Origin of the sequence: Pseudonocardia parietis, assembly GCF_017876315.1 — a bacterium.
Lineage (GTDB): Bacteria > Actinomycetota > Actinomycetes > Mycobacteriales > Pseudonocardiaceae > Pseudonocardia > Pseudonocardia parietis.
The window spans coordinates 1501643-1525428 of the sequence record NZ_JAGINU010000001.1 but is presented as its reverse complement, the minus strand read 5'-3'; the positions used below and the strand labels follow the sequence as shown (position 1 = coordinate 1525428).

20 protein-coding genes are annotated in these 23786 nt (G+C 71.1%); 2 read left to right on the top strand and 18 right to left on the bottom strand.

What is annotated here, in order from left to right:
- Positions 1-2 precede the first annotated feature (2 nt).
- The 15 genes from rpoB to JOF36_RS07230 form a co-directional block, all read right to left on the bottom strand.
- Complete coding sequence (rpoB, locus tag JOF36_RS07300) at positions 3-3500, bottom strand: DNA-directed RNA polymerase subunit beta (RefSeq protein WP_210025636.1); 3498 nt, start codon at positions 3498-3500, stop codon at positions 3-5.
- A gap of 512 nt (positions 3501-4012) precedes the next feature.
- The gene (rplL, locus tag JOF36_RS07295; protein ID WP_210025635.1) at positions 4013-4402 is read right to left on the bottom strand and encodes a 50S ribosomal protein L7/L12; all 390 of its coding nucleotides are present in this window, start codon (positions 4400-4402) and stop codon (positions 4013-4015) included.
- Positions 4403-4448: 46 nt separating this feature from the next.
- The gene (rplJ, locus tag JOF36_RS07290; protein WP_210025634.1) at positions 4449-5045 is read right to left on the bottom strand and encodes a 50S ribosomal protein L10; all 597 of its coding nucleotides are present in this window, start codon (positions 5043-5045) and stop codon (positions 4449-4451) included.
- Between the two features lie 302 nt (positions 5046-5347).
- Positions 5348-6187: a hypothetical protein gene (locus JOF36_RS07285; protein WP_210025633.1), complete on the bottom strand. Its 840-nt coding sequence runs from the start codon at positions 6185-6187 to the stop codon at positions 5348-5350.
- Positions 6188-6263: 76 nt separating this feature from the next.
- Entirely contained in the window at positions 6264-6839 is a 576-nt protein-coding gene (locus tag JOF36_RS07280) for an Rv1363c family protein (protein WP_210025632.1), read from the bottom strand.
- Positions 6840-6992: 153 nt separating this feature from the next.
- Positions 6993-8231 (bottom strand): MCE family protein, encoded by a 1239-nt coding sequence (locus JOF36_RS07275; protein WP_210025631.1) that lies wholly within the window; start codon positions 8229-8231, stop codon positions 6993-6995.
- Positions 8228-9523 carry an MCE family protein gene (locus JOF36_RS07270; protein ID WP_210025630.1) on the bottom strand — a complete coding sequence of 432 codons (1296 nt, stop codon included), beginning with the start codon at positions 9521-9523 and terminating at the stop codon, positions 8228-8230. The genes JOF36_RS07275 and JOF36_RS07270 overlap by 4 nt, the downstream gene beginning before the upstream one ends.
- On the bottom strand, positions 9520-10878 hold the full coding sequence (locus JOF36_RS07265; protein WP_245350711.1) for an MCE family protein: 1359 nt from the start codon (positions 10876-10878) through the stop codon (positions 9520-9522). Before JOF36_RS07265 ends, JOF36_RS07270 begins: the two co-directional genes overlap by 4 nt.
- Positions 10878-11846 carry an MCE family protein gene (locus JOF36_RS07260; protein WP_210025629.1) on the bottom strand — a complete coding sequence of 323 codons (969 nt, stop codon included), beginning with the start codon at positions 11844-11846 and terminating at the stop codon, positions 10878-10880. Before JOF36_RS07260 ends, JOF36_RS07265 begins: the two co-directional genes overlap by 1 nt.
- 1 nt (position 11847) lies before the next feature.
- On the bottom strand, positions 11848-13077 hold the full coding sequence (locus JOF36_RS07255; RefSeq protein ID WP_210025628.1) for an MCE family protein: 1230 nt from the start codon (positions 13075-13077) through the stop codon (positions 11848-11850).
- Positions 13074-14558 carry an MCE family protein gene (locus tag JOF36_RS07250; protein ID WP_210025627.1) on the bottom strand — a complete coding sequence of 495 codons (1485 nt, stop codon included), beginning with the start codon at positions 14556-14558 and terminating at the stop codon, positions 13074-13076. The genes JOF36_RS07255 and JOF36_RS07250 overlap by 4 nt, the downstream gene beginning before the upstream one ends.
- Complete coding sequence (locus JOF36_RS07245) at positions 14555-15400, bottom strand: MlaE family ABC transporter permease (protein WP_210025626.1); 846 nt, start codon at positions 15398-15400, stop codon at positions 14555-14557. Before JOF36_RS07245 ends, JOF36_RS07250 begins: the two co-directional genes overlap by 4 nt.
- Positions 15401-15404: 4 nt before the next feature.
- Positions 15405-16184 (bottom strand): MlaE family ABC transporter permease, encoded by a 780-nt coding sequence (locus JOF36_RS07240; protein ID WP_210025625.1) that lies wholly within the window; start codon positions 16182-16184, stop codon positions 15405-15407.
- Positions 16181-17320 (bottom strand): ABC transporter ATP-binding protein, encoded by a 1140-nt coding sequence (locus JOF36_RS07235; protein ID WP_210025624.1) that lies wholly within the window; start codon positions 17318-17320, stop codon positions 16181-16183. Before JOF36_RS07235 ends, JOF36_RS07240 begins: the two co-directional genes overlap by 4 nt.
- A gap of 307 nt (positions 17321-17627) precedes the next feature.
- Positions 17628-18218: a TetR/AcrR family transcriptional regulator gene (locus tag JOF36_RS07230; RefSeq protein WP_210025623.1), complete on the bottom strand. Its 591-nt coding sequence runs from the start codon at positions 18216-18218 to the stop codon at positions 17628-17630.
- A gap of 223 nt (positions 18219-18441) precedes the next feature.
- Between JOF36_RS07230 and JOF36_RS07225 the strand changes: the two genes are divergently transcribed.
- Together JOF36_RS07225 and JOF36_RS40765 are read left to right on the top strand one after the other, a co-directional pair.
- Positions 18442-18858 (top strand): SCP2 sterol-binding domain-containing protein, encoded by a 417-nt coding sequence (locus tag JOF36_RS07225; protein WP_210025622.1) that lies wholly within the window; start codon positions 18442-18444, stop codon positions 18856-18858.
- A 45-nt stretch (positions 18859-18903) separates the two neighbouring features.
- The gene (locus JOF36_RS40765) at positions 18904-20169 is read left to right on the top strand and encodes a cytochrome P450 (RefSeq protein ID WP_210025621.1); all 1266 of its coding nucleotides are present in this window, start codon (positions 18904-18906) and stop codon (positions 20167-20169) included.
- On the opposite strand, the gene JOF36_RS07215 is transcribed toward JOF36_RS40765, so the two are convergent.
- The 3 genes from JOF36_RS07215 to JOF36_RS07205 form a co-directional block, all read right to left on the bottom strand.
- Positions 20166-21176: a R2-like ligand-binding oxidase gene (locus JOF36_RS07215; protein WP_210025620.1), complete on the bottom strand. Its 1011-nt coding sequence runs from the start codon at positions 21174-21176 to the stop codon at positions 20166-20168. The two genes, JOF36_RS40765 and JOF36_RS07215, sit on opposite strands and share 4 nt — an antisense overlap.
- 25 nt (positions 21177-21201) lie before the next feature.
- Positions 21202-22311, bottom strand: a complete 1110-nt coding sequence (locus JOF36_RS07210) for an NDMA-dependent alcohol dehydrogenase (RefSeq protein WP_210025619.1) — start codon at positions 22309-22311, stop codon at positions 21202-21204.
- 79 nt (positions 22312-22390) lie between these two features.
- On the bottom strand, positions 22391-23704 hold the full coding sequence (locus JOF36_RS07205; RefSeq protein ID WP_210025618.1) for a sensor histidine kinase: 1314 nt from the start codon (positions 23702-23704) through the stop codon (positions 22391-22393).
- Positions 23705-23786: the final 82 nt, after the last annotated feature.

Here is a 23786-nt window from a genome sequence, read left to right as displayed (position 1 = left end):
TGTCAGTTGACGACGTCGTCGACCGTCATCGACTCCGAGCCCGGGCGGCTGGACAGGTTGATGCCCAGGTTCGCCGCGGCACGCTCGAGGTCCTCGTCGTCGGCGTCCCGCATCTCGATCGCTGCACCGTCGCTGGAGAGCACCTCGACGTTCAGGCAGAGCGACTGAAGCTCCTTCAGCAGCACCTTGAACGACTCGGGGATCCCCGGCTCCGGGATGTTCTCGCCCTTGACGATCGCCTCGTAGACCTTGACCCGGCCCACGACGTCGTCGGACTTGATCGTCAGCAGCTCCTGCAGGGTGTAGGCGGCGCCGTAGGCCTGCATGGCCCAGCACTCCATCTCCCCGAAGCGCTGACCACCGAACTGCGCCTTACCGCCCAGCGGCTGCTGGGTGATCATCGAGTACGGCCCGGTCGACCGGGCGTGGATCTTGTCGTCCACCAGGTGGGCCAGCTTCAGGATGTACATGTAGCCGACCGCGACCGGGAACGGGTACGGCTCGCCCGAGCGCCCGTCCAGCAGCTGTGCCTTGCCGTCCGACTTGACCATCCGCTCGCCGTCCCGGTTCGGCAGCGTGCTGCCGAGCAGACCGGTGATCTCGTTCTCACGAGCACCGTCGAACACCGGGGTGGCGGTCTTGGTGTCGGCCGAGACCGAGTACAGCTCCTCGGGGATCTGGGACGCCCAGTCCGGCTCGCCCTCGATCTCCCAGCCGGTCTTGGCGATCCACCCGAGGTGGGTCTCCAGGATCTGGCCGATGTTCATCCGGCGCGGCACACCGTGGGTGTTCAGGATGATGTCGAGCGGCGTGCCGTCCTCGAGGAACGGCATGTCCTCGACCGGCAGGATCTTGCCGATGACGCCCTTGTTGCCGTGCCGGCCGGCGAGCTTGTCACCGTCGGAGATCTTGCGCTTCTGGGCCACGTAGACGCGGACCAGCTCGTTGACGCCGGGGGCCAGCTCGTCGTCGTCGTCGCGGGAGAAGACCCGGATGCCGATGACCTTGCCGTTCTCGCCGTGCGGCACCTTCAGCGAGGTGTCGCGCACCTCGCGCGCCTTCTCCCCGAAGATCGCACGCAGCAGCCGCTCCTCCGGGGTCAGCTCGGTCTCGCCCTTCGGCGTCACCTTGCCGACCAGGATGTCGCCGGGCTGGACCTCGGCACCGATCCGGATGATGCCGCGCTCGTCGAGGTCGGCGAGCACGTCCTCGGAGACGTTCGGGATGTCCCGGGTGATCTCCTCGGCGCCCAGCTTGGTGTCCCGGGCGTCGACCTCGTGCTCCTCGATGTGGATCGACGTGAGCACGTCGTCCTGCACCAGGCGCTGCGAGAGGATGATCGCGTCCTCATAGTTGTGCCCCTCCCAGGGCATGATCCCCACGAGCAGGTTCTTGCCCAGTGCCATCTCGCCGTTCTCGGTGCACGGCCCGTCGGCGAGCACCTGGCCCACCTCGACCCGGGCGCCCTCGTCGACGATCGGCTTCTGGTTGTTGCAGGTGCCCTGGTTGGAGCGGCGGAACTTGTTCAGACGGTAGGTCTGACGCTGGCCCTCGTCGTCCATCACGGTGATGTAGTCGGCGCACAGCTCCTCGACCACACCGGCCTGCTCGGCCACCACGACGTCACCGGCGTCGACCGCGGCACGCAGCTCCATGCCGGTGCCGACCAGCGGCGACTCCGAGCGCAGCAGCGGCACGGACTGCCGCTGCATGTTCGCGCCCATGAGCGCGCGGTTCGCGTCGTCGTGCTCGAGGAACGGGATCATCGCGGTCGCGACCGACACCATCTGGCGCGGCGAGACGTCGATGTAGTCGACGCCGGCCGGCGAGATCAGGTCGACCTCGCCGCCCTTGCGGCGGACCAGCACGCGGTCCTCGGCGAAGGACCCGTCCTCCTTGAGGCGGGCGTTCGCCTGGGCGACGACGAAGCGGTCCTCCTCGTCGGCGGTCAGGTAGTCGATCTGCTGGGTGACGACACCCTCGACGACCTTGCGGTACGGCGTCTCGATGAAGCCGAACGGGTTGACCCGCGCGAACGACGACAGCGACCCGATCAGGCCGATGTTCGGGCCCTCCGGGGTCTCGATCGGGCACATCCGGCCGTAGTGCGACGGGTGGACGTCACGGACCTCCATGCCCGCCCGCTCACGGGACAGACCACCCGGGCCCAGCGCCGACAGACGACGCTTGTGGGTCAGCCCGGCCAGCGGGTTGTGCTGGTCCATGAACTGGGACAGCTGCGAGGTGCCGAAGAACTCCCGGATCGCGGCCGTGATCGGCCGGGTGTTGATCAGGGTCTGCGGCGTGATGGCCTCGACGTCCTGGGTGGTCATCCGCTCGCGGACGACCCGCTCGGTGCGGGACAGGCCGACCCGGACCTGGTTCTGGATCAGCTCACCGACGGTGCGCAGACGCCGGTTGCCGAAGTGGTCGATGTCGTCGGTCTCGACCGGGATCTCGTTCTGCCCGACCGTCATCGTGGTCTCACCGGCGTGCAGCCGGACGAGGTACTCGATGGTGGTGGCGACGTCGTCCTCGGTCAGCGTGCCGGTCGCGGGGTCGACGTCGAGCCCGAGCTTCTTGTTGGCCTTGTAACGCCCGACCTTGGCCATGTCGTAGCGCTTGTCCTTGAAGAACAGGTTCTCCAGGAGGGCCTGGGCGCTCTCGCGCGTCGGCGGCTCACCGGGGCGCAGCTTCCGGTAGATGTCGAGCAGCGCCTCGTCCTGACCCGCGGTGTTGTCCTTCTCCAGCGTGGTCATGATCGTCTCGGAGAAGCCGAAGCGCTCGCCGATCTGCTCGGCGCTCCAGCCGAGCGCCTTCAGCAGCACGGTGACCGGCTGACGGCGCTTGCGGTCGATCCGGACACCGACGGTGTCGCGCTTGTCGACGTCGAACTCCAGCCACGCACCCCGGCTCGGGATGACCTTGACCGAGTAGACGTCCTTCTCGGTCGTCTTGTCGATCGAGTGGTCGAAGTAGACACCCGGCGAACGGACGAGCTGCGACACGACGACGCGCTCGGTGCCGTTGATGATGAAGGTGCCCTTGTCCGTCATCACGGGGAACTCACCCATGAAGACGGTCTGGGACTTGATCTCACCGGTGGTGTTGTTGGTGAACTCCGCCGTGACGAACAGCGGGGCGCCGTAGGTCATGTCCTTGTCCCGGCACTCCTCGACCGAGGCCTTGACCTCGTCGAAGCGGGGGTCGGAGAAGGACAGCGACATCGAGCCGGAGAAGTCCTCGATCGGCGAGATCTCGGTGAGGATCTCCTCGAGCCCACTGACCGGCAGATCGTCACCGGCCTCGATCCGGCGCTGGAACCATCCCTCGCTGCCGACCAGCCACTCGTAGGACTGGATCTGCAGGTCGAGGAGGTCCGGGACCTCCAGCGGCTCTGCGATCTTCGCGAAGCTGACCCGGGTGGGCGCTCCGGGGTAGTTCGGGTTCGCCGAAGCGGAGAGGGTCGAGGTGGTCGCGGCGGCGCGGGAGACAGCCAAGATGCGTCCTTCCGAGAACTGCGCTTCTCGTCTGGCGTACGCCGATGGCGCGCGCTACCGTCTCTCTCGATCCGTTCGGGGTCCCCCCGGATCACGAGCCGGCAGTCGGCCACGTCGTACGCCGTCTGTTGTCGGGCGCCGCCGTGCGGATCAGCATCTCCACGCCCGATCCGCCGGACCCTCTCCGAGGGCCGACATGTCGGCCCGGATACTTCCCGGTGGCGAGCGCGCAGAACGTGGACGCAGGCAGCGCAAAGAATGACTATAGCTGCTACGAACGCAGCTGTCGAGACAGGTCGCCGATTTCAGCATCCAGGCAACCACCGTGGCCCAAGAGTGACCTGCCCGGCGCACCGAGTCAAGTCCCCAAACGTCGATGAGCGGTCGAATGCCCGAGACGACCGGTCGCCCTGGCCCGTACGCGGCTGTTCCGAGTGCAGAACATGGCCTGGAACACGCAGAAGGGGCGGGACCCGGATCGGGTCCCGCCCCTTCGGGCATGAGCGCTCAGATCACTTGAGGGTGATCTTGGCGCCGGCCTCCTCGAGCTTCGTCTTGGCGGCCTCGGCGGCCTCCTTGCCAACGCCCTCGAGCAGTGCCTTCGGCGCGCTCTCGACGAGGTCCTTGGCCTCCTTCAGGCCCAGGCCCGAGACGACCTCGCGGACGACCTTGATGACCTGGATCTTCTTGTCGCCTGCGGCCTCGAGGACGACGTCGAACTCGTCCTTCTCCTCCTCGACCGGGGCGCCACCGGCGGCGGGGGCACCCGCGGCGGCGACGGCGACCGGCGCGGCGGCGGTGACGTCGAAGGTGTCCTCGAACTTCTTCACGAAGTCCGAGAGCTCCAGGAGGGTGAGCTCCTTGAAGGCGTCGAGCAGGTCGTCGGTGGACAGCTTCGCCATGGTGGCTGGTCCTTTCTCTTACGAAAGACGTTCGGTGGGGGGGTGATCAGCTCTCGGCGGAGTCGCCGTCGGCGGTGGCCTCGGCCGGAGCGGACTCCGCCTCGACCTCGGCCGGAGCGGACTCGCCGCCCTCGACCTTCTTGTCGGCCAGGGCCTGGGCGAGCCGGGCGACCTGGGAGGCCGGCTGGTTGAACAGCGAGGCGGCCTTGGACAGGTTCGCCTTCATCGCGCCGGCCAGCCGGGCCAGCAGCACCTCGCGGGACTCGAGGTCCGCGAGCTGCTCGATCTCGGCGATGGACAGGGCGCGCCCGTCCATGTACCCGCCCTTGATCGACAGGCCCGGGTTCTCCTTGGCGAACTTCTTGAGCGCCTTGGCGGCGTCGACGGCCTCGCCCTGGATGAACGTGATCGCGGTCGGCCCGGCGAGCAGGTCGTCCAGACCCGGCACCCCTGCGTTCTCGGCCGCGCGCTTGACCAGGGTGTTCTTCGCGACGCGGAAGCTCGCGTCCGATCCCAGGTCCCGACGCAGCTGGGTCAGCTTGGCGACGCTGAGTCCTTGGTACTCGGTGACGACCGAGGCGTGCGCCTCGCGGAAGCGGTTGGTGATCTCCTCGACCGCCGCGATCTTGTCAGGTGCTGCCATAACTGCCCTCCTCTCGGGTGGTTGGTCCTTGCAGGTGCCACCGCACGGACCCCGAGAGACGACGAACGCCCCGTGCGCAGGGCACGGGGCGTGAGAAGTATCGGCGGGCGCATGCGCCCGGAATCGCCTCGTCCTCCCTGCGCGGGCCGCCCGGAACTCCGGGACCTTCGTACGCCCGGGCGAGCCCGGACGCAGACCTGCGGTCTTCGGTGGATCGCGGATGACGATACGCCTGCGCCCCGCACCTGCTGTCACCGGGGTGCGGGGCGCCCGGACGCGTCCCGGCCGTCAGGCCGGCGCTGTCAGGCCGGGGTCATCGCCGCGACCTTCCAGCGGCCGTCGAGGAACTCGGCGTCGACCCGCAGCCGGGCCGCCGCCGTCCCCTCCTGCGGGGCGCCGCCGTCGGCCTGCCGGCGGATGACCTGGTCGACGAACACGTACACGGTCGCCCGGTCGCCCTCGATGCTCGCGACCGCGGACTTGGGGATCGTCGCGGTGACGACGGCCTGCTGCTGCGGGGCGAGCTCCCGCACGCTGCCGAAGATCCGGTCGAACTCGGGCCGGAACGCAGGCGTGATCACCGCGGCGGCATCGGCCTCGGCCTGCTGGAGCCGGGCGTGGTCGAACGAGTAGATCTTCGTGACCGCATCGCCGACCTGCTGGCTCACCTCGGCGGTGGCACCGACGTCGGTGAGCGCGGAGTTCGCGGCCGAGCCGGTGAACTGGGTGCTGTACCACTGGTAACCGAAGAACACCGCCGCCGCGGTGAGCAGCACGGTCACCGCCAGCAGTGCCGTGGTGCCCTTCCCGGTGGCCGGGGCCGAGGGCAACGGGAGCCTGCGGGCCCGGGGCGCGGCCCCGTCCTCCTGGCCGGCGTCCTTCCGGTCCCGCTCGGTCCCGCCCGCCGTGCCGGTGCCGGTGGTGCCGTCCTCGGTGCCGGTGCCGATCCCGGTGGCAGTGCCGGCGGCATCACCCGTCTCGTCGTCGGCGCCGGCCGGGGCGGCCACGGTGGAACGCTCGTCGACGGCGATGGTGCCGTGCCGGGTCTGTTCGTCGGCGTCCTCGGCCTGCCCGGCGCGGGTGCGGCCGGCGACCTGGGGCCTGCGGATGCCGCCCGTGGGGCGGCGTCGCGGAGTGGACATGCGGTGACCTCCTGGGATGGTCGACCTGGGAGCGGAGCGGCCGGAGCCGCCGGGGTCGGGGGGCCGATCGGCCCGCTCAGCCGCCCGCGCCGGGCGTGAGGAGCGGTTCCAGCGCGTCGACCTTCCAGCCGTCGTCGGTGCGGACCATGCCGAGCTCGAGTCGCTGCCGGGTCACGGTGGGCTCACCGCCCTCCGGCGTCACGGTCACGTCCACGCCGGCCAGCACCCGGGCGGTGCCGGACCGCGGATCCACCTCGGACACGGCGGCATCGGCCACGTTCGCGGTGGTCGTCCGCTTCGTCTCGGTGACGAGCTTCGCGTAGGCGTCGCGGTTCTTCACGAACTCGTCGCGGACCGAGCCCGACGACGACCGGATCCACAGGTCCAGGCCCGCCTGGGCGTCGGTGTGGTTCAGCGTGTTCAGGTTGACCACGGCCTGCCTGGCGTCCCGCAGGGCCTCGTCGCGGGCCTGGGCGACCTGCACGGAGTCGCTGTTGAGCGCGAACAGCCACAGGGCACCGAACACCAGCGCGAGCACCGCCGCGACGACGGCGGCCACCGGCAGAGCGCGGGCGAGCCGCCCCGGCGCGGGTGTGCCGTCGTCGTGCGGATCGTCCGGCGCGGACGGCCGTTCGTCCAGTTCGACGTTCATCGGGGAGCGTTCCTCCTCCCGGCTGCGGGGCACAGCCGCTCGGTGGCCGCGGGGCGCGGCCGAGGGGCCGACCGTGGGCCGCGACCGCCGGGGCGGGCCGCGACGTACCCGGTCGTCGTGCCGGCCGGGCCCCGGGAGGCACGGCCGTCGTGCTCACCCACCCAGCAGGATCTGGGCGGCGTCGGAGACGAGGCCCGGAGTGGCGACGCGCTGTGCGGTCGCGTCCGAGCCGGCGGCGGGCGGCGGAGCCGGGGTGTCCCCCGCGTCGGCGGGCGGGACCGCGGTCGCCGCCCTGGGCACATTCTGCATCCCGCGGACGCTGGTCGGGCTCCCGGGGGGCTCCGCGCAACGGGCCGCGGAGTTGACCGGTGTCTCGGCCACCTCCGCTCCCGGGCGGTTGACCGTCCCCTCGTAGCCACGGGTGCACAACGGCGGGTCGGCGATGTTGACGACCAGACCGAGGTGCGCGGTCCCGTCGCCGGGCACCACCTTCGGCGCGATGGCGGTCAGGCCGGGGTAGGTCACGAGCAGGTGCCGCAGACCGGCCTGCCGCGGCTCGAGCAGCTCGGCGGTCGTCCGCAGGTTCGCCACCGACTCCCCGAGGCCGGGACCGCTCTCGCGCAGCAGCGCGCTGAGCTCGTCGCCGGCCCGCGGGCCGTCGTCGATGATCCGGCGCAGGTCGGGGTCGGAGACCCGCAGCTGTTCGGCGACCTCGCGCAGCCCGCGGCTGAAGTCCTGGAACTGCGGCGCGATCTCGTTCTGCGTGGTCAGCACCGGCCGGGCGTCCTCGATCAGGCCGGTGGTCGCCGGCAGCGCCTCGGTGGCGGCCCGGGTGAACTCACCGGAGGTGTCGAGCAGCTGCTGCAGTGGCTGCGCGGTGCCCTCGAAGCCCTGCCCGAGCTCGGAGACGACGGTGCGCAGCGAGTCCAGCGGGACGGTGGACACCAGCTCGTCCAGGTTCGTCAGCAGGGTCTCGATCTGTACCGGCGTCCGGGTGCGCTCCTGGGGGATGACCGCACCCGCGGCGAGCGTCTCCCCGGTGCCGGTGGTCGGCTGCAGGTCCACGAACTGCTCACCGATCGGCGACAGGTTCCCGACGACCGCGCGGGCGTCGGACGGGATCTCGGGCGCCGAGTTCTCGATGTCCAGCTGGACGTCGACCCCGGAGTCGGTGAGCGTCAGCGGGCCGACCCGGCCCACGCTCACCCCGCGGTAGGTGACGTCGGCACCGGAGAAGATGCCGCCGGACTCGGCGAGCTCCACGGTGACCGGGTAGGTCGTCGCGCCGAAGAGCCGGTCCATGCCGGCGTAGCGGAACCCGGCGTACCCCACACCGACGATCGTCACGATCACCAGCGCGATGAGCTGCCACCGGACGGTCTTCGTGATCACGATCCTCCTCCGAAGAGTCCGCCGAGCAGGCCGCCGCCGCCACCGGACCCGGACTCCGGGGTGGGTGTCGCGGTCGGCGACCCGGACGGGGCGGGCGTCGTGGCCGTGCCCTCGGGGGTACCGGGCGCCGGTGCCGGGGTGGGCTGCTCCGGACCCAGCAGCGGGAGCGGGGGCGCCCCGGGGACGATCGGCTGTTCGCCGTCGAGCAGCGGGGTCAGCAGCTGCGCGTTCGGCGGCAGCTGGGCCAGCTGTGTCGGGTCGAGCGGCAGGCCGAGCTGGTTGCTGCGCAGCAGGTTCTCCAGCAGCGACTTCAGGTCCAGGTCCACCGTGATGTAGAGGTTCGCGTAGTCGCCCGCGACGGCGTCGGTGGCCGCGTCGGTGAACGGGATGCTCAGCAGGAGCTGCAACGACTCGGGCAGGTCCTGCCCGGAGTCGGCCAGGTTCCGCAGCACCGGCCGCAGCGCCTCCAGGTCGGCGAGCAGGTCGTCGCGGGAGCGGTTGACGACGTCGGTCGCGACGCCGGAGAGCCGGTCCAGGGCGCGCAGCATGCCGACCAGCTGCTCGCGCTGTGCCTCCAGCTCGCGCAGCCCGGGGCTGATCTCGGTCAGCGCCGTCCGGATCTGCGGCCGGCGCTCGGCCAGCGTGGCCGAGAGCCGGTTCACGCTGTCCAGCGCCCGGTTGATGTCGTCCTTGCTGTCGTCCAGCGATCCGACCAGCAGGTCGAGGTTGTCCAGCAGCTCGCGGATCTGCGGCTCGCGCCCGGACAGCGCGTTGTTCAGCTCGGTGGCGATCGTGCGGATCTGCGCGACACCGCCGCCGTTGAGCAGCATCGACAGCGCGCCGAGCACCTCCTCGACCTCGGCCGCGCGGCCGGTGGCCTGCACGTCGATCCGGCCGGCAGCGGCGAGGTCGCCCTCGGCCGGGGCGTCCGGCGCGGCCAGCTCGACGAACTTCTCGCCGAGCAGCGACGTCGTGCGGACGCGGGCGGTGGCGTTGGCCGGTAGCTCGACGTCCCCGTTGACCTGCACCATGACCAGGGCGTTCCAGCTGGTCGGCTCGATCGTCACCGACTCGACGGCGCCCACCGGGACGTCACCGACACGGACGATCGACTGCGGGACGAGGTCCACCACGTCCTCGAACGCGATCTGGACCGGGTACGGCTGGTCGCCCAGGTTCGCGCCACCGGGCAGCGAGACCCCGCGCAGACCGCCCTGGAGCACCCCGCAACCGCTCGCGGAGACCGCGACGGCGGTCAGCAACGCCGCGACCTTCGTGACGCGGCCGGTCATCGTCCACCTCCGAACAGGCCGAACAGACCGCCGCGTTCCTCGGATTCGGGCTCGGGCACGGGCACGGGCGTCGGCGTCGCCTCGGCGCCCGACGACGGCGCGGGCGCGCCCGGCTCGGCCGGCGCCGGCGGCGGGGTCCCCGGCGCACGCAGCTGCGAGCCCGGGTCGGTCAGCGACAGCGGCGACCCGGGCGGCGGGGCGAGTCCCCCGGGGGCGGGCAGCCCGCCCGACAGCCCGCCGACCACGTCGGTCAGCGGCGGGATCGGCAGCGCGTTGTTGAGGACCGGCACCAGTTGCTCGCACAGCGGTGCGAGCGCGACGTCGCTCAACGGCTGGAGGTTGGCGGTGCCGCCGCGACCGGCCTCGCAGAGCGCCCCCGCGAGCGGCTGGGCGAGCTCGTTGAGGTTCGCCCGGGTGTCCAGCGTCTCCGACGACCCGTTGTAGATGTTGACCAGGTTGCTCAACGCCGGGGGCGCGAGGTCCACGATCTCGGCCAGTGCCCGCTGGTGGTCGACGAGCTCCTGGGACACCCCGGCGAGCTTGTCGACGTTGGAGTTCAGCGCGCCGCGGTTGTCCTGCACGAAGGCCGCGACCTCGCCGAGTGCGAAGGAAAGCTCGTGCAGCGCCCCGCCGAGCTCACCGCGCTGGCCCGAGAGGAAGCCGGTGACGTCGGCCAGCTTGCCGGTCAGCTCGCGGACGCCCGGGTCGTTCTCCCGCAGGGTCGCGGTGAACTTCTGCAGCTCGGTGATCGTGCCGAACAGGTCCTCGCTCGACCCGTTCAGCGTCGCGGAGAGACCGCCGAGGTTGCGGATGGTGTCGTTCAGGGCGCGGCCGTTGCCGTCCAGGTTCTGCGCGCCGACGTTCAGGGCGTCGTTGAGCGCCCCCTCGGAGTTGGCGCCCTGCGGGCCGAGTGCCCGGGACAGCTCGGTCGCGGTGCGGGTCAGGTCGTCGACCCCCAGCGGGAACGCGGTGCGCTCCAGTGGAACGGGCTCGCCGGTCCACTCCGGTCCACCGGTCCAGACCGGGGTGAGCTGGACGTAGCGGCCGGTGACCAGGCTGGGCGAGATCACCGCGGCCTTGACGTCGGCCGGGAGCCGGACCTCGTCGTCGGTGATGGTCATGTCGACCCGCACCCGGTCACCCTCCGGTGTGATCTTGTCGATCTTGCCGACCGGGACGCCGAGCACCCGGACGTCGTTGTCCTCGAACAGCGCAGCCGAGCTGATGAAGTACGCGGTGATCGGCCGGCCGCCGCCGGAGGTGATCAGCCAGATCGCACTCGCCGCCAGCACGGCGACGACCGCGATCAGCGCGCCGAGCTGCAGCAGGCGCCGGTCGTTGGCCCAGGTCCCCATCAGCAGTCACCCCCGAGCGGTGTGGTGGCCGGCGGGATCAGGCCACAGGGGTAGTGGTCGAACCAGCGACCGTTGCCGAGAGCGTTGCCGAACACGCGGATGAACACCGCTTCCTTGTCCAGGATCTCGCCGAGGTTGTCGCGGTTGGCCTCCAGCACCGCGAGCACCTTGTCCAGGGTCTCCAGGGCGGGCCGCAGCTGCTCCTGGTTGTCCGCGACGACCCCGCGCAGCTGCACGGAGAGCTTCTGCACGCCGTCGAGCAGGTTCGCGATGGCGTCCTTGCGGCGCTGCAGCTCGCCGAGGAGCAGGTTGCCGTCCTCGATCAGCTTCACGACGTCACCGCGCCGGTCGGCCAGGGTGGTCGAGAGCTGCCGGGTGTTGGCCAGGAGCTGCTTCAGCTCGGCGTCCCGGCTGGAGATCGTGGTCGACAGCCGGGAGAGGCCGTCCAGCGCGCCGCGGATCTCCGGCGGGGTGTCGCGGAAGGTGTCGGCGAGGGTGGTGAGCCCGGCCGCGAGCTGGTCGGTGTCGAGCGCGTCGATGGTGCCGGACAGACCGTTGAAGGCGTCGACGACGTCGTACGGGGACTTCGTCCGCTCCCGCCCGATCGTCTGGCCGGCGTCCTGCTCGGCGTCCCCGCGCGGGTCGAGCGCCAGGTACTTCGATCCCAGCAGCGTCGCGATCTCGATGGACGCGGTGGTCCGGTTCCCGACCCAGGCGTCGTCCACCGTGAACTCGACGCGCACGTGGTCGCCGTCGAGCTCGACGCTCTGCACCCGACCGGCCTCGACACCGGCGACGGTGACCCGGTCCTGTGCCTGCAGCCCGGCCGCCTCGGTGAACTCGGCCCGGTAGCGGGTCGCGCCCGAGAAGAGGGCCTCGAAGTTGAACGCCGCCAGGGTCAGCGCCGCGATCACGACGAGCCCGATCGTGGCCGTCAGGACGGGGCGCTTCTCCCCTACCCGTGCCATGTCAGTTCCCTCCCGGCTGCAGTGCGGCCGTCGGGTCGGCGCCCAGGTCGGTCCCGCCCCGGCTCAGCGGGTCCACCAGCTGCTCGAGCGACCTGGTGGTGGGCTCGTCGTTCGCCGGCCCGCCGTGTGCCCCGGGAGAACCCTCGATCGGCGCGGTGTTGCCCGCGCCGATCCCCGACGGGTCCGGGCCGCAGCGGCGCGCCGGGTTCTGCAGCGGGAAGTCGAGATTCAGGTCCTCCAGCGAGACCGGCTCGACGATCCCGGAGAAACCGACCTGCCCGTCGAGGCCGCAGACGTAGAAGTTGAACCAGCTTCCGTACGAGCCGACGCGGGAGATCCGGTTCAGCTTGAACGGCGTGTACTCCAGGAACCGCTCGATCGCCGGGCGGCCCCGGTCGAGCTCGGTGGCCAGGTCGCCGAGGTTGCGGATGTCGTCACGCAGCGCCGGCCGGGCGTCCTCCACGAAGGAGCCGGTGACCTGGGTCAGGGTGCCGATCGACTCGATCGCGTCGCCGATCGGCTCGCGGTCCCGGGCCAGACCGGACACCACGGCCCGCAGCGAGCTGATCAGCTCGTTGAGACCCTGGTCGTTCTCGTTGACCGTCTGCAGGGTGACGTTGAGGTTGTCGATGACCTGCCCGATCACCTGGTCGCGATCGGCGATGGAGTTGGTCAGCGACGACGTCGAGGCGAGCAGGCTCTGCACCGTGCCGCCCTCGCCCTGCAGGACCTGGATGATCTCCATCGAGAGCTTGTTGATCTGCTCCGGGTCCAGTCCCTGGAACAGCGGCTGGAACCCGTTGAACAGCACGGTCAGGTTCAGCGCCGGACGGGTCCGTTCGAGCGGGATCTGGGCCTGCGCCGGGAGCGTCTCGCCGGTCGGTCCGGCCCCCTGCTCGAGCGCGAGGTAGCGCTGGCCGATCAGGTTCTTGTACTTGAGCCCGGCGGTGACCGAGGCCGGCAGCCGGGTGGACGAGTCGACGTCGAAGGCCACCTCGGCGACCCGCTGGTCGACGATCCGGACGTCGGTCACCGAGCCGACGACGACCCCGGCGATCCGGACGTCGTCACCGGCCAGCAGGCCGGTCGCGTCCGAGAACCGGGCCGTGTACTCGGTGACCGAGCCGCCACGGGCGTTCGCGATCGTCAGGCCGAGCACGGTGGTTCCCAGGGCGGTGACCAGCGCGAACACCAGGAACTTCACGAGTGCGGAGATCGGCAGCCTGCTCATGTCAGCGTCACCTCCGCGCCACGGAGCAGCGGGCCGACCATCGTGGAGCCCCAGGCGGGAACGGCCTGCGGGGACGTGCCGTGCTGGACCGCCAGCAGCTCCGAGACGACCTGCCGCTCACCGGGCGAGTTCGCGACGCCCATGTCCACCGAGCCGGCCTGGTGCACTGCGTTCTCCGGCGAGCGGGCCTCCGGCGAGCCGGCCTCGTGCGAGCTGGGCTCGATACCGAGCTGTCCGAGTGCACCGGTCAGCGGCGGGAGCACGCCCGCGCCGTTCCGGCCGTCCGGCTCCTCGATCAGCCCGAAGCTGTTCGTGCCGTCGTAGGTTCCGTAGGTCTCGACGCCGAAGTCCTCCGGGTCGCCCATCGGCTGGCCCTTCGGAGCGGGGCCGGGGACCGAACCGTCCCGGAACGGGCCGTCCGGCGCGTACTGGGTCCCGTCCGGGACGGGGATCGGGTAGCAGCGCGGCCCGCGGTCGTCGGTCAGCTCGGGCTCGTCCTGGTTCGGCAGGTACTTGCCCTTGCTCGCGACGATCTCGAGCGTGATGTTCACACCGACCCGGTCGGTTCCCGGCCGGATCGCATTGTTGATCTTCGGGATGAGGTCGTTGAGCTGGCCGAAGAAGCACGGGAACTGCGGCGAGTACCGCGCCAGGCTCTCGAGCGTCGGGCGGCTGGCCGCGGACAACCCGATGATGTTGTCGCCGTTGGCGTCGAGGAACGCTCCCAGGTCGTCGGAGGCGCCGGTGATCGAGCGGTAGAGGTTCCGCAGCCCCTCGCGCTTCTCCACGATCGTCCGGCTGGTGACCGCCAGGTCGTCGACCGCGTCGAGCAGGTCGGGCGCGGCGACGTTCAGGTTGTCGGAGAAGGTCGCCAGCTGGCGGATGTCCTCCTGCAGGTCCGGCACCACCGGGTTCAGGCCGCGGGTCAGCTCGTTGAGCTGCTCGAGGGTCTGGCCGAGCTGGTCACCGCGCCCCTGCAGGGCCGACGACAGCGCACCCAGCGTGGTGGCGAGGTCCTGCGGCCGGACCGCCTGCAGCAGGGGCAGCAGCTGGTCGAGCACCCGCTCGACCTCCATCGCGGCCCGGCTGCGGTCCTCCGGGATCACCGTGCCGGCGGCGAGCCGCGCCGTCGCCGGGGCCTGCGGCGGGACGAGCGACACGAACTTCTCGCCGAACAGGGTCTTGGGCAACAGCTGCGCCGCGACGTTCTCCGGGATCTGGTCGATCAGCTCCGGGTCCATCGACATCCGGATGCTGGTGGTCTCGCCGTCGGTCGTGACCTCGTCGACCTCGCCGACGATCAGCCCGCGCACCTTGACGTCAGCACGTTCCTGCATCTGGGTCCCGACCCGGGCCACGTTCACGGTGACCGGCACGCCCGACGAGAACAGTCCGGCGTACTGCCCCACCGCCAGTCCGATCAGCAGTGCGATGACCGTGACGAACGCAAGTCCCTGCAGCACCCTCTTCGTCGACCTCATCCGGCCACCCGCACCGAGGTCGAGGTCCCGAACATGACCAGGGTGAGGAAGAAGTCCAGCACCGCCGTGCTCACGATCGACAACCGCACCGCGCGGCCCACCGCGATGCCGACACCCGCAGGTCCGCCCTTGGCCGAGTAGCCGTAGTGGCAGTGGATCAGGATGATCACCGTCGCAAAGATGATCACCTTGAGATAGGACAGCAACACGTCACTGACCGGCAGGAACAGGTTGAAGTAGTGGTCGTAGGTCCCACCGGACAGTCCGTTGACCAGCGTCACGTTCAACCGGGCCGCCGCGTAGCTGGCGAGCAGGCCGAGCGTGTAGATCGGGATGATCGCGACGATCCCGGCGACCACCCGGGTGGTGACCAGGTAGGGCACCGAGGGCACCGCCATGACCTCCAGCGCGTCGATCTCCTCGGAGATCCGCATCGCGCCGAGCTGGGCGGTGAAGCCGGCGCCGAGCGTCGCCGTCAGCGCGGACGCGGCGACCAGCGGGGCGATCGAGCGCGTGTTGAAGTAGGCGGTGATGAAGCCGGTGAGCGCCTCGACGCCGAGCGCGTCGAGTGCCCGGAAGCCCTGCAGGCCGACCAGCGAACCGACGAACAGCGCCAGCGAGGCCATCACGCCGACGGTCCCGAGGATGACGATCAGCGCGCCGGAGCCGAAGGAGACCTCGGCCAGCAGCCGGCCGACCTCCTTCTTGTACCGGGTGAGCGTCTTCGGGATCCAGAGGATCGACCGTACGTAGAGCGACAGCTGGTCACCCAGCTCCTCGAGCTGGTTCAGCGGCGCCTGCGCGGCCCGGCGGACCCGCGCGCCCAGTTGCAAGCTGGCCATGTGTCTAGAAGCCCTTCGGCGGGACGAGCTCGAGGTACAGGGCGGTCAGAACGAGGTTGATGAGGAAGACCAGGACGAAGGAGATGACGACGGCCTGGTTGACCGCGTCCCCGACGCCCTTCGCGCCGGGCGGCGGGTTGAGACCGCGGAAGGCGGCGACGACCCCGGCGACGATGCCGAACAGGAACGCCTTCAGCTCCGAGACGACGATGTCCGAGACCTGCGCGATCGCCGAGAAGCTGTTGATGTACGCGCCCGGCGAGCCGCCCTGGATGATCACGTTGAAGAAGTAGCCGCCGGCCACGCCGACGCAGGTCGCCAGGCCGTTCAGCACGACCGCGGTGATGCCCATGGCGAGCACCCGCGGCACGACCAGGCGCTGGATCGGCGAGATGCCGAGCACCTCCATCGCCGCGATCTCCTCGCGGATCGTCCGCGCCCCCAGGTCGGCACAGACGGCGCTCCCGCCCGCGCCGGAGATGAGCAGCGCGGTGACGATCGGCGCGGCCTGCTGCACGATCGCGAGCACCGCCCCGGCACCGGTCTGCGACTGGGCACCGAACTGGCGGGTCAGCTCACCGAGCAGCAGCGCGATCGTCGCGCCGAACGGGATCGTGAACAGCGCCGTCGGCAGGGCCGAGACCTTGGTGACGAACCACGTCTGCTCGACCAGCTCGCGCAGCTGGAACGGCCGCCGCATCGCCTGCCTGCCGATCTCGGCGCCGAGCCCGATGAACCTCCCGACCGGGCCGAGCACCCGGGCCACGGGGTTGGGCGCGGTCACTCGTCGCCGCCCGCGAGCTGGTGACGACCGGGCTGGGCCGGGTCGTCGGTGATCCGCGGGTGGATGTCGGTGGGCCGGTCGTCGGTGTCCGGGCCCTGGCCGGCGGCGACACCGCCGTCCCGGGCGACCGCGTGCGTCGTGCCGTCCTGGGACGGGCCCCACTCCGAGGCCGGGGCCTGCCCGTAGGACTCGCGGATCGCGTGCTGGGCCGGCGCGGGCAACTCGTGCAGCATCGCCAGCACCCGCTCCCGGCGCCGGTGCACCGCCTGGCGGTCCGGCATCCCGGGCGAGGCCTCGAGCTGGGGCTTCATCGGGGGCAGGCCCTGCAGCTCGCCGGCCGCCTCCATCTCCCGGGCCGCCTGCGCGGCGTCCTTCTCCTCCGACATCCCGATCGGGCCCTCACGGCGACCGTTGAGGAACTGCGCCACCACCGGCTCGTCGTTGGTCAGCAGCACCTCCCGCGGGCCGAACATCGCCAGGTGCTTGCGGTAGAGCAGCCCCATGTTGTCCGGCACCGTCTGCGCCGAGTTGATGTCGTGGGTGACGATCAGGAACGTCGAGTCGGTCTGCGCGTTCAGATCGATGATCAGCTGGTTCAGGTACGCGGTGCGCACCGGGTCCAGGCCCGAGTCCGGCTCGTCGAACAGCACGATCTGCGGATCCAGCACCAACGCCCGCGCCAGGCCGGCCCGCTTGCGCATCCCGCCGGAGATCTCACCGGGCAGCTTGCCCTCGGCACCCATCAGGCCGACCATCTCGACCTTCTCCAGGACGATGTCGCGGATCGCCGTCTCCGACTTGCGGGTGTGCTCACGCAGCGGGAACGCGATGTTGTCGAACAGGTTCATCGACCCGAACAGCGCACCGTCCTGGAACAGCACCCCGAACAGCTTCCGGATTTCGTAGAGCTTCGACTCCGAGCACCGCACCAGATCGACACCGTCGATCACGATCGAGCCCTGCTCCGGTTTCAACAGCCCGATCAGGCACTTGAGGAACACCGACTTGCCGGTACCCGACGGGCCCAGCAACACCGACACCTCTCCCGGAGGCAGCGTCAGTGTCACGTCCGACCAGATGTTGGCCCGGCCGAAGGACTTCGTCAGCCCCTCGACCTTCACCTCGACACCGGTCACGTGTCGCCTCCTCGCGCATCGACCACTCGATCTGCACCGGGGGCCGGGAAAGCGGGGAGCGCCGGCCACTCTGCAGTGCTGAACGGGTCAACGAGCCGGGAGGCGAGGGGTTACTGGGTGGTATTCGGTCCGGTGAAAGCGGACCGTAACGTAATCAACGTTATGCTTACCGTGCGTTCCGGACCACACCGGGCGATGGCGAACCCTGGGTGACCAGGGGCCCCGGATGCGCAGCGACGCTACTCCGAACGGCCGCCGGAGGCCTGCGCCTCCACGCAGGGGCACCGCACGACACCCACCCGAAGGATCACCTGATCGGCGGCGTCACCGGCCGCAGATGCGGCGCGGCGTGGGCGAGGATCAGGTCCTGGTAGTCGCCGAGCAGCCGCTGCAGCAGGTCCCGGTCCCGCGGGTCGCAGGTCTGCTGGAACCCGACGAGCAACGAGTAGCCGAAGATCGCCAGCCGGTGGGCGATCTCCGTGCTCTCGACCACGTCGCCGACCACCTGCTCCAGTGCGATCCGCCGCTGACCGTCCACCCGCGCCTGCGCGCGGCCGACCTCGGGATCGATCTGCGCCCATGCGCGGATCGCGGCCTCGGCGTCGTGGCGCAGCTCGACGGTCAGTCGCCTGACGACGAGCACCCGCTCGATCGGATCGGCGGTGGCCCGGGCGAGCTCGACGACGCGGTCGGTCTGCTGCGACTCCCAGTACTGCAGCAGACCGCGCACGAACCCGGCCCAGCCGCCGAAGTGGTGATAGAAGGAGCCGCTGGTCACGCCGAGCGAGCGGCACAACGGCCCGATCTTCAGACCGGCCGCCCCGTCCCGCCCGAGGATCGTCATCGCCGACTCGAAGTACTGCTCGGCGGCGATCTGCCGGCCCGCTCTCCTGGCCACCTCGTGCCGCCCCGCTTCCACTCGCCGTCGTGCCTGCGCCGGCTCAGGGTGCCACGGCGAGGGGCCGCCGCACCCCGGCCGTCGGGTGGGGCTCGCGAACCTCCTGTCCGGAGGCGGTGGCACCCCGATGCCCTCACGGGCGTCCGACACCGGTTGACAGTAACGTAATCTACGTTATGTTTCGGCTCCAGGCACCGTTTCGCACGACGACGTGGAGGTTCCGTTGCCCGGATTCGCCGACGAGGACGAGCTGTACCGCTACATCGGAGGCATCTTCGAGGCCGCCCTGTACGACCCCGAGCTCGAAGCGAAGCTCCGCGGCACCGGCCTGGTGCTGCGCCAGCAGTGCACCGATCCGGAGTCCGCGCTGGTCATCGACCTGGCAGGCGGCACGGTCTGGAAGGGCGCCGAGCACGGCGCCCCGGCGGCCCACGCCACGATGACCATGTCGACCGAGACCGCCAACGCCTACTGGCAGGGCAAGGTCAACCTGACGTTCGCCATGGCCAAGGGGCAGGTGAAGGTCGACGGCACCGTCACCAAGCTGCTCCAGCTCGCGCCGCTGTCGAAGAAGCTCTTCCCGGTCTACGTCGACCGGCTGAAGGCCGACGGCCGCGACGACCTGCTGATCACCGGCTGATCACCCGCACGGGTTCCGACGAAGCGACCACAGGAGGCGGCAGACGTGACCACCACCGAGAAGCGGACCTACGACCCCGTCGACATCTCGACCCAGGCGTTCTGGGCCCGGCCCCCGGACGTCCGCGAGGAGTCCTTCGCGCTGCTGCGGCGCGAGCGCCCGCTCTCCTGGCACCCGCCTGCGGAGACCGAACTGCTGCCCGACCCGGACGCCCCCGGGTTCTGGGCGCTGGTCACCCACGCCGACATCACCGCCGTGAGCCGGGACGCCGCGACGTTCGCCTCCGGCCAGCAGTACGGCGGGGTGATGCTCGAGGACGCCCCGGAGGACGTGCTGGAGAGTGCCCACTCGATCCTCGCGATGGACGCCCCGCGGCACAACCGGCTGCGCAAGGTGATCAGCTCGGTGTTCACCCCGCGCCGGGTGCAGCGGATCGAGGGGCAGATCGCCGACCAGGCCCGGCGGATCGTGGACGACCTGCTGGCGCTGCCCGGTGAGGCCGACTTCGTGTCCGCGGTGTCCGCGCGGCTCCCGATGTGGACGGTCTCGGAGATGCTCGGGATCCCCGAGGGGAAGCGCCAGGAGGTCGCCGACGCCGCGAACGCGCTCGTCGGCTGGAACGACCCCGACCACATCGGGGACGCCGACCCGATGGCCGTGCTGCTGAACAGCCTGATGACACTGCACACCACGTGCTTCGAGCTGTCCGCGGCCCGCCGGGCGGAACCGGCCGACGACCTGCTGACTGCGCTCGTGGGTGCGGAGGTGGACGGTGACGCGCTCACCGACGAGGAGATCGCGGCCTTCTTCGTACTGCTGTGCGTGGCGGGCAACGACACCACCCGGCAGACCACGAGCCACGCGATCCTGGCGCTCGACCGCAACCCCGCGCAGCGCCGCGTGCTGGCCGCGGAGTTCGACGAGCGGATCGAGCCCGCCGTCGAGGAGTTCATCCGCTGGGCCAGCCCGGTGCTGACGTTCCGGCGCACCGCGACCCGGGACACCGAGATCCGCGGGCAGCGGATCGCCGAGGGCGAGCGGGTCGTGATGTTCTACCACTCCGGCAACCGCGACGAGTCGGTCTTCGCCGACCCGCACGTCTTCGACATCACCCGCTCCCCGAACCCGCACGTCGGGTTCGGGGGCGGTGGTCCGCACTTCTGCCTGGGCAGCCACCTGGCGCGGACCCAGCTGCGCTCGCTGTTCGGCGAGCTGCTGGCCCGGGTGCCGAACCTGTCCGTCGGCGAGCCCGAGTGGCTCGCGGGCAACTTCATCAACGGCATCAAGCGGCTGCCGGTCACCTTCGGCTAGGAGCTGACCGTGGCGGCCGCGGCGGCGAGGATGCGCTGGTCCTCGGCGTGGAAGCGCTCCTCGAGCTTCTCCGGCTCGGCGTCGGCGTCGATCGTGCGCAGGTCCGCACCGCGGGCCGACTCGATCGCGCCCAGCCGGCGTCCGACCTTGTCCATCGCGTACTCGGCCAGCTCGCCGATGTCGATGCCGAACGGGGCCTGCCCCTCCGGCCACCGGTCGACGGTGCCGGTGACGACGCCCATCGCCGGGACCATCAGCTCCTGCATCCGGCCGTCGACGACGTCCCAGAGCGAGTCGTCGCCGGCCACGTGCCGGCGGCAGGTGAAGGTGCCCCAGGCCATGTGCCTGCGCTCGTCGTCGCCGATGTGCTTGATCACCTTCTGCATGCCGGGGAGGATCCCGCGCTCCGCGCAGATCTTGTGCCAGGCGAAGTACCCGGTGAGCGCGAGCGTGCCCTCGACGACGTGGTTGTAGGTGACCGACGCCCGGATCTGGTTCGCCGGGGACGGGTCGTCGCCCAGCGCGTACAGGCTCTCCGGCAGGGCGCGGGTGAAGATCTCCAGGTAGTGCTCGTTGTGCTCGATGTACTCGTGCAGATCACCGGTCATGCCGACGGCGTCGAACCACAGCCGGAAGGCCTGGGTGTGCTTGGCCTCCTCGTACACGAACTGGGTCAGGTACATCTCGTCGGCCAGCCGGCCCTCGGCGGCCATCGCCGCCACGAACGGCTGCAGATCCTGGGTCACCGACTCCTCCCCTGCCAGGAACTGCGCGGCCAGCGCGCAGGTCTGCCAGCGCTCGTCGTCGGTCATCGCGGCGAAGTCCGCGGCGTCCTGCGTGAAGTCGATCGACGACGGGTCCCAGTGCTTCGCGTTGCCCTTGCTGAACAGCCGCATCGGGAACGAGTCGGCTCGCAGCCGTCCGGCGGACAGGCTGGCGAACCCGTCCCGCTTCCCGTGCTCGATCGTGCGGGTGGCCGTGGTGCTCGTGCTCGTGGTGCTCAACATGCGGCTCCTTTGCCGTCGTCGTGCGCTACTGGTAGCGGATGAGACCCCTGATGTTGCGCCCGGCGCGCATGTCCTCGTAACCCTCGTTGACCTGGTCGAGCGAATACTCCTTGGTGATCAGCTCGCGCAGCTTGAGCCGGCCGAGGTTGTGCATCTCGAGCAGCCGCGGGATGTCGTGCTGGGCGGCGGAACTGCCGAACAGCGCGCCACGGATCTGCTTCTCGTAGAGCGTGAGGTCCAGCAGCGAGAGCGTCGCCGTCTCCTCGACTGCGTTCGCCAGCGCGGTGACCACGACCCGGCCCCGCTTGCCGACCAGCTGCAGCAGCGGCTGCAGGTCGGCTCCCCGCGCCACGCCGGTGCAGAGGATCGCGGCGTCGGCGAGCTGGCCGCGGGTCAGCTCGCTGACGATCTCCCAGGCCTCGTCGATGCTCGCCGCGACGTGCGTGGCGCCCAATCCCAGGGCGCTCTCCCGCTTGTACTCCACCGGGTCCACGGCGACGACGTACCGGCAGCCCGCCGCCTGGGCGCCCTGCACGGCGTTCGCGCCGATCCCGCCCACGCCGACCACCACGGCGGTGTCACCGGCCTGGAGCTCGGCGGTGCGCACCGCCGATCCGAAGCCGGTGGTGACACCGCAGCCGACCAGCGCGGCCAGGTCCAGCGGGAAGCCCTCGTCGATCTTCACGACGGACTTCACCGGGACGACGGTGTGCTTCGCGAACGTCCCGAGCAGACACATCTGGCCGATGTCCTCGCCGCGGGCGTGGAACCGGTAGGAGCCGTCGAGCTGCGGGCCGAGCGTGGCGGCGTAGCCGTCGTTGCACAGGTTCGGCTGGCCCTTGGAGCAGTACGGGCAGCGCCCGCAGGCCGGCAGGAAGGTCATCACGACCGGATCCCCTACCGCCAGGTCGGTGACGCCCGGGCCGACCTCGATCACGCGGCCCGCGCCCTCGTGGCCGCCGACCATCGGCAGCACCGCGGGGAGGTCCCCGGTGACCAGGTGCTCGTCCGAGTGACACAGCCCGGAAGCCGTCAGTTCGACCATCACCTCGCCGGCGTTCGGTGGGTCGAGCTCGACCTCCTCGATCTCCCACTTGCCGCCGGGTTCCCACAGCACCGCTGCCGTCGTCCGCATGACGCAGGATCCTGGCCCGTCCGCCGATGCGGCCACACCCGCCGTCCGCGCCAGCACTGGCCCCCGGGTGCCAGGGCGGTCAGGCCGGGGGCAGCGGCAGGGTCAACCGCGCGGTGAGGCCGCCGCCGTCGCGCGGCAGCAGGCTCAGCTCGCCGTCCATCGCGGACGCCAGCGCCTCGGCGATCCACAGCCCCAGGCCGGCGGTGCCACGCCGCTCCCCCAGCGCCACCCCCTTCGCCGTCACCAACCCCTCCTGGCCTGCCGGGAGCCCGGGACCGCGGTCGCGGACCTCGGCGGTGAGTGTCGAGCCCCGGTGCTCCAGGTACAGCTCGACCGGCTCGTCGCCGCTGTGCCGGGCGGCGTTCTCCGCGAGATTGGTGAGCAGCCGGCGCAACCGCTGCGGATCGCAGTGGACCGCCCCGTCCGCCGGTTCGACGACCGGGCGGCGCCGCTGCGCGGAGATCCCGGCGGCGTCGAGGACCCCGTCGGCGAGGTCCGCGAGCGGGACCCGGCGGGGCCGGTCGCGGCCCAGCGGGCTCCCGTCGGCGACGGCGAGATCGGCCAGGCCGTCCAGCATGTCCTGCAGGTGGGCGGCGTGGTCGGCGAGCAGCCTGGCGGCGGTCCGGGCCGCATCGCCGGTCAGCCGCTCCTGGGCGAGGTCGGCGGACAGCGCGGTCAGCGAGGCGACCGGGGTCCGGAACTCGTGCAGCACCACCCGCGCCCCGTCGAGCCGGGCCCGGCTCTGCGACACGATCCGGTCCCGCAGTGCCCGCTCGGACAGGTAGCGCTCGTGTTCGCCCTCCGCGCGGGCCCGGGTGGTCGCGATGTCGACGAGCTGGCGTTCCAGCAGCCGCACCAGGACCCCGACCAGCACCGCCGTCGCGAGCAGGAACCCGGTCCACCACACGCCGGCCACGATCCGGTCGGCCACCGCGACGGCGGGATCGGTCCCGAGCAGGCCGGCCGCGGTGAAGCCGGTGCCGAGCACGACCGCGGCGATCCGCCCGACCCCGGACCCGCCGCGCAGCGCGATCGCGATGACGACCAGTGGCAGGGCCGCGACGAGTGGGCTCCGCACACCGCCGGTGAGCCCGCACGCGACGACGGCGAGCACCCCGTCGACGCCGGTCAGCACGGCGGGCCGGACCGGCAGAGCACCCCGCCACACGGCGGCCGCGGCGAGGGCCAGCGCGTACACCGTCGCCGCGGCGATCAACGCCACCGCCGCCGTGAGCCCGCCTGCGGCGCTGTCCGGGCGGACCGCGACCAGCACCGCGGCGGCGACGACGACGCACAGCCGGAGGACGACGGCGGTGCGCTCCTCCGTGGTGCGCTCCGGGAGCTCCTCCCGCCGCCGGTGGCCCGGCACGGCGGGGATGCTGGGGGTGCTCATGGCGGTGGTCGCTCTCCGGGGTCGGACGGTCGGGTGCGGTAGGCGTCCGGGGCCCACCGGAGCGTCCACACTAGGCTCGCGG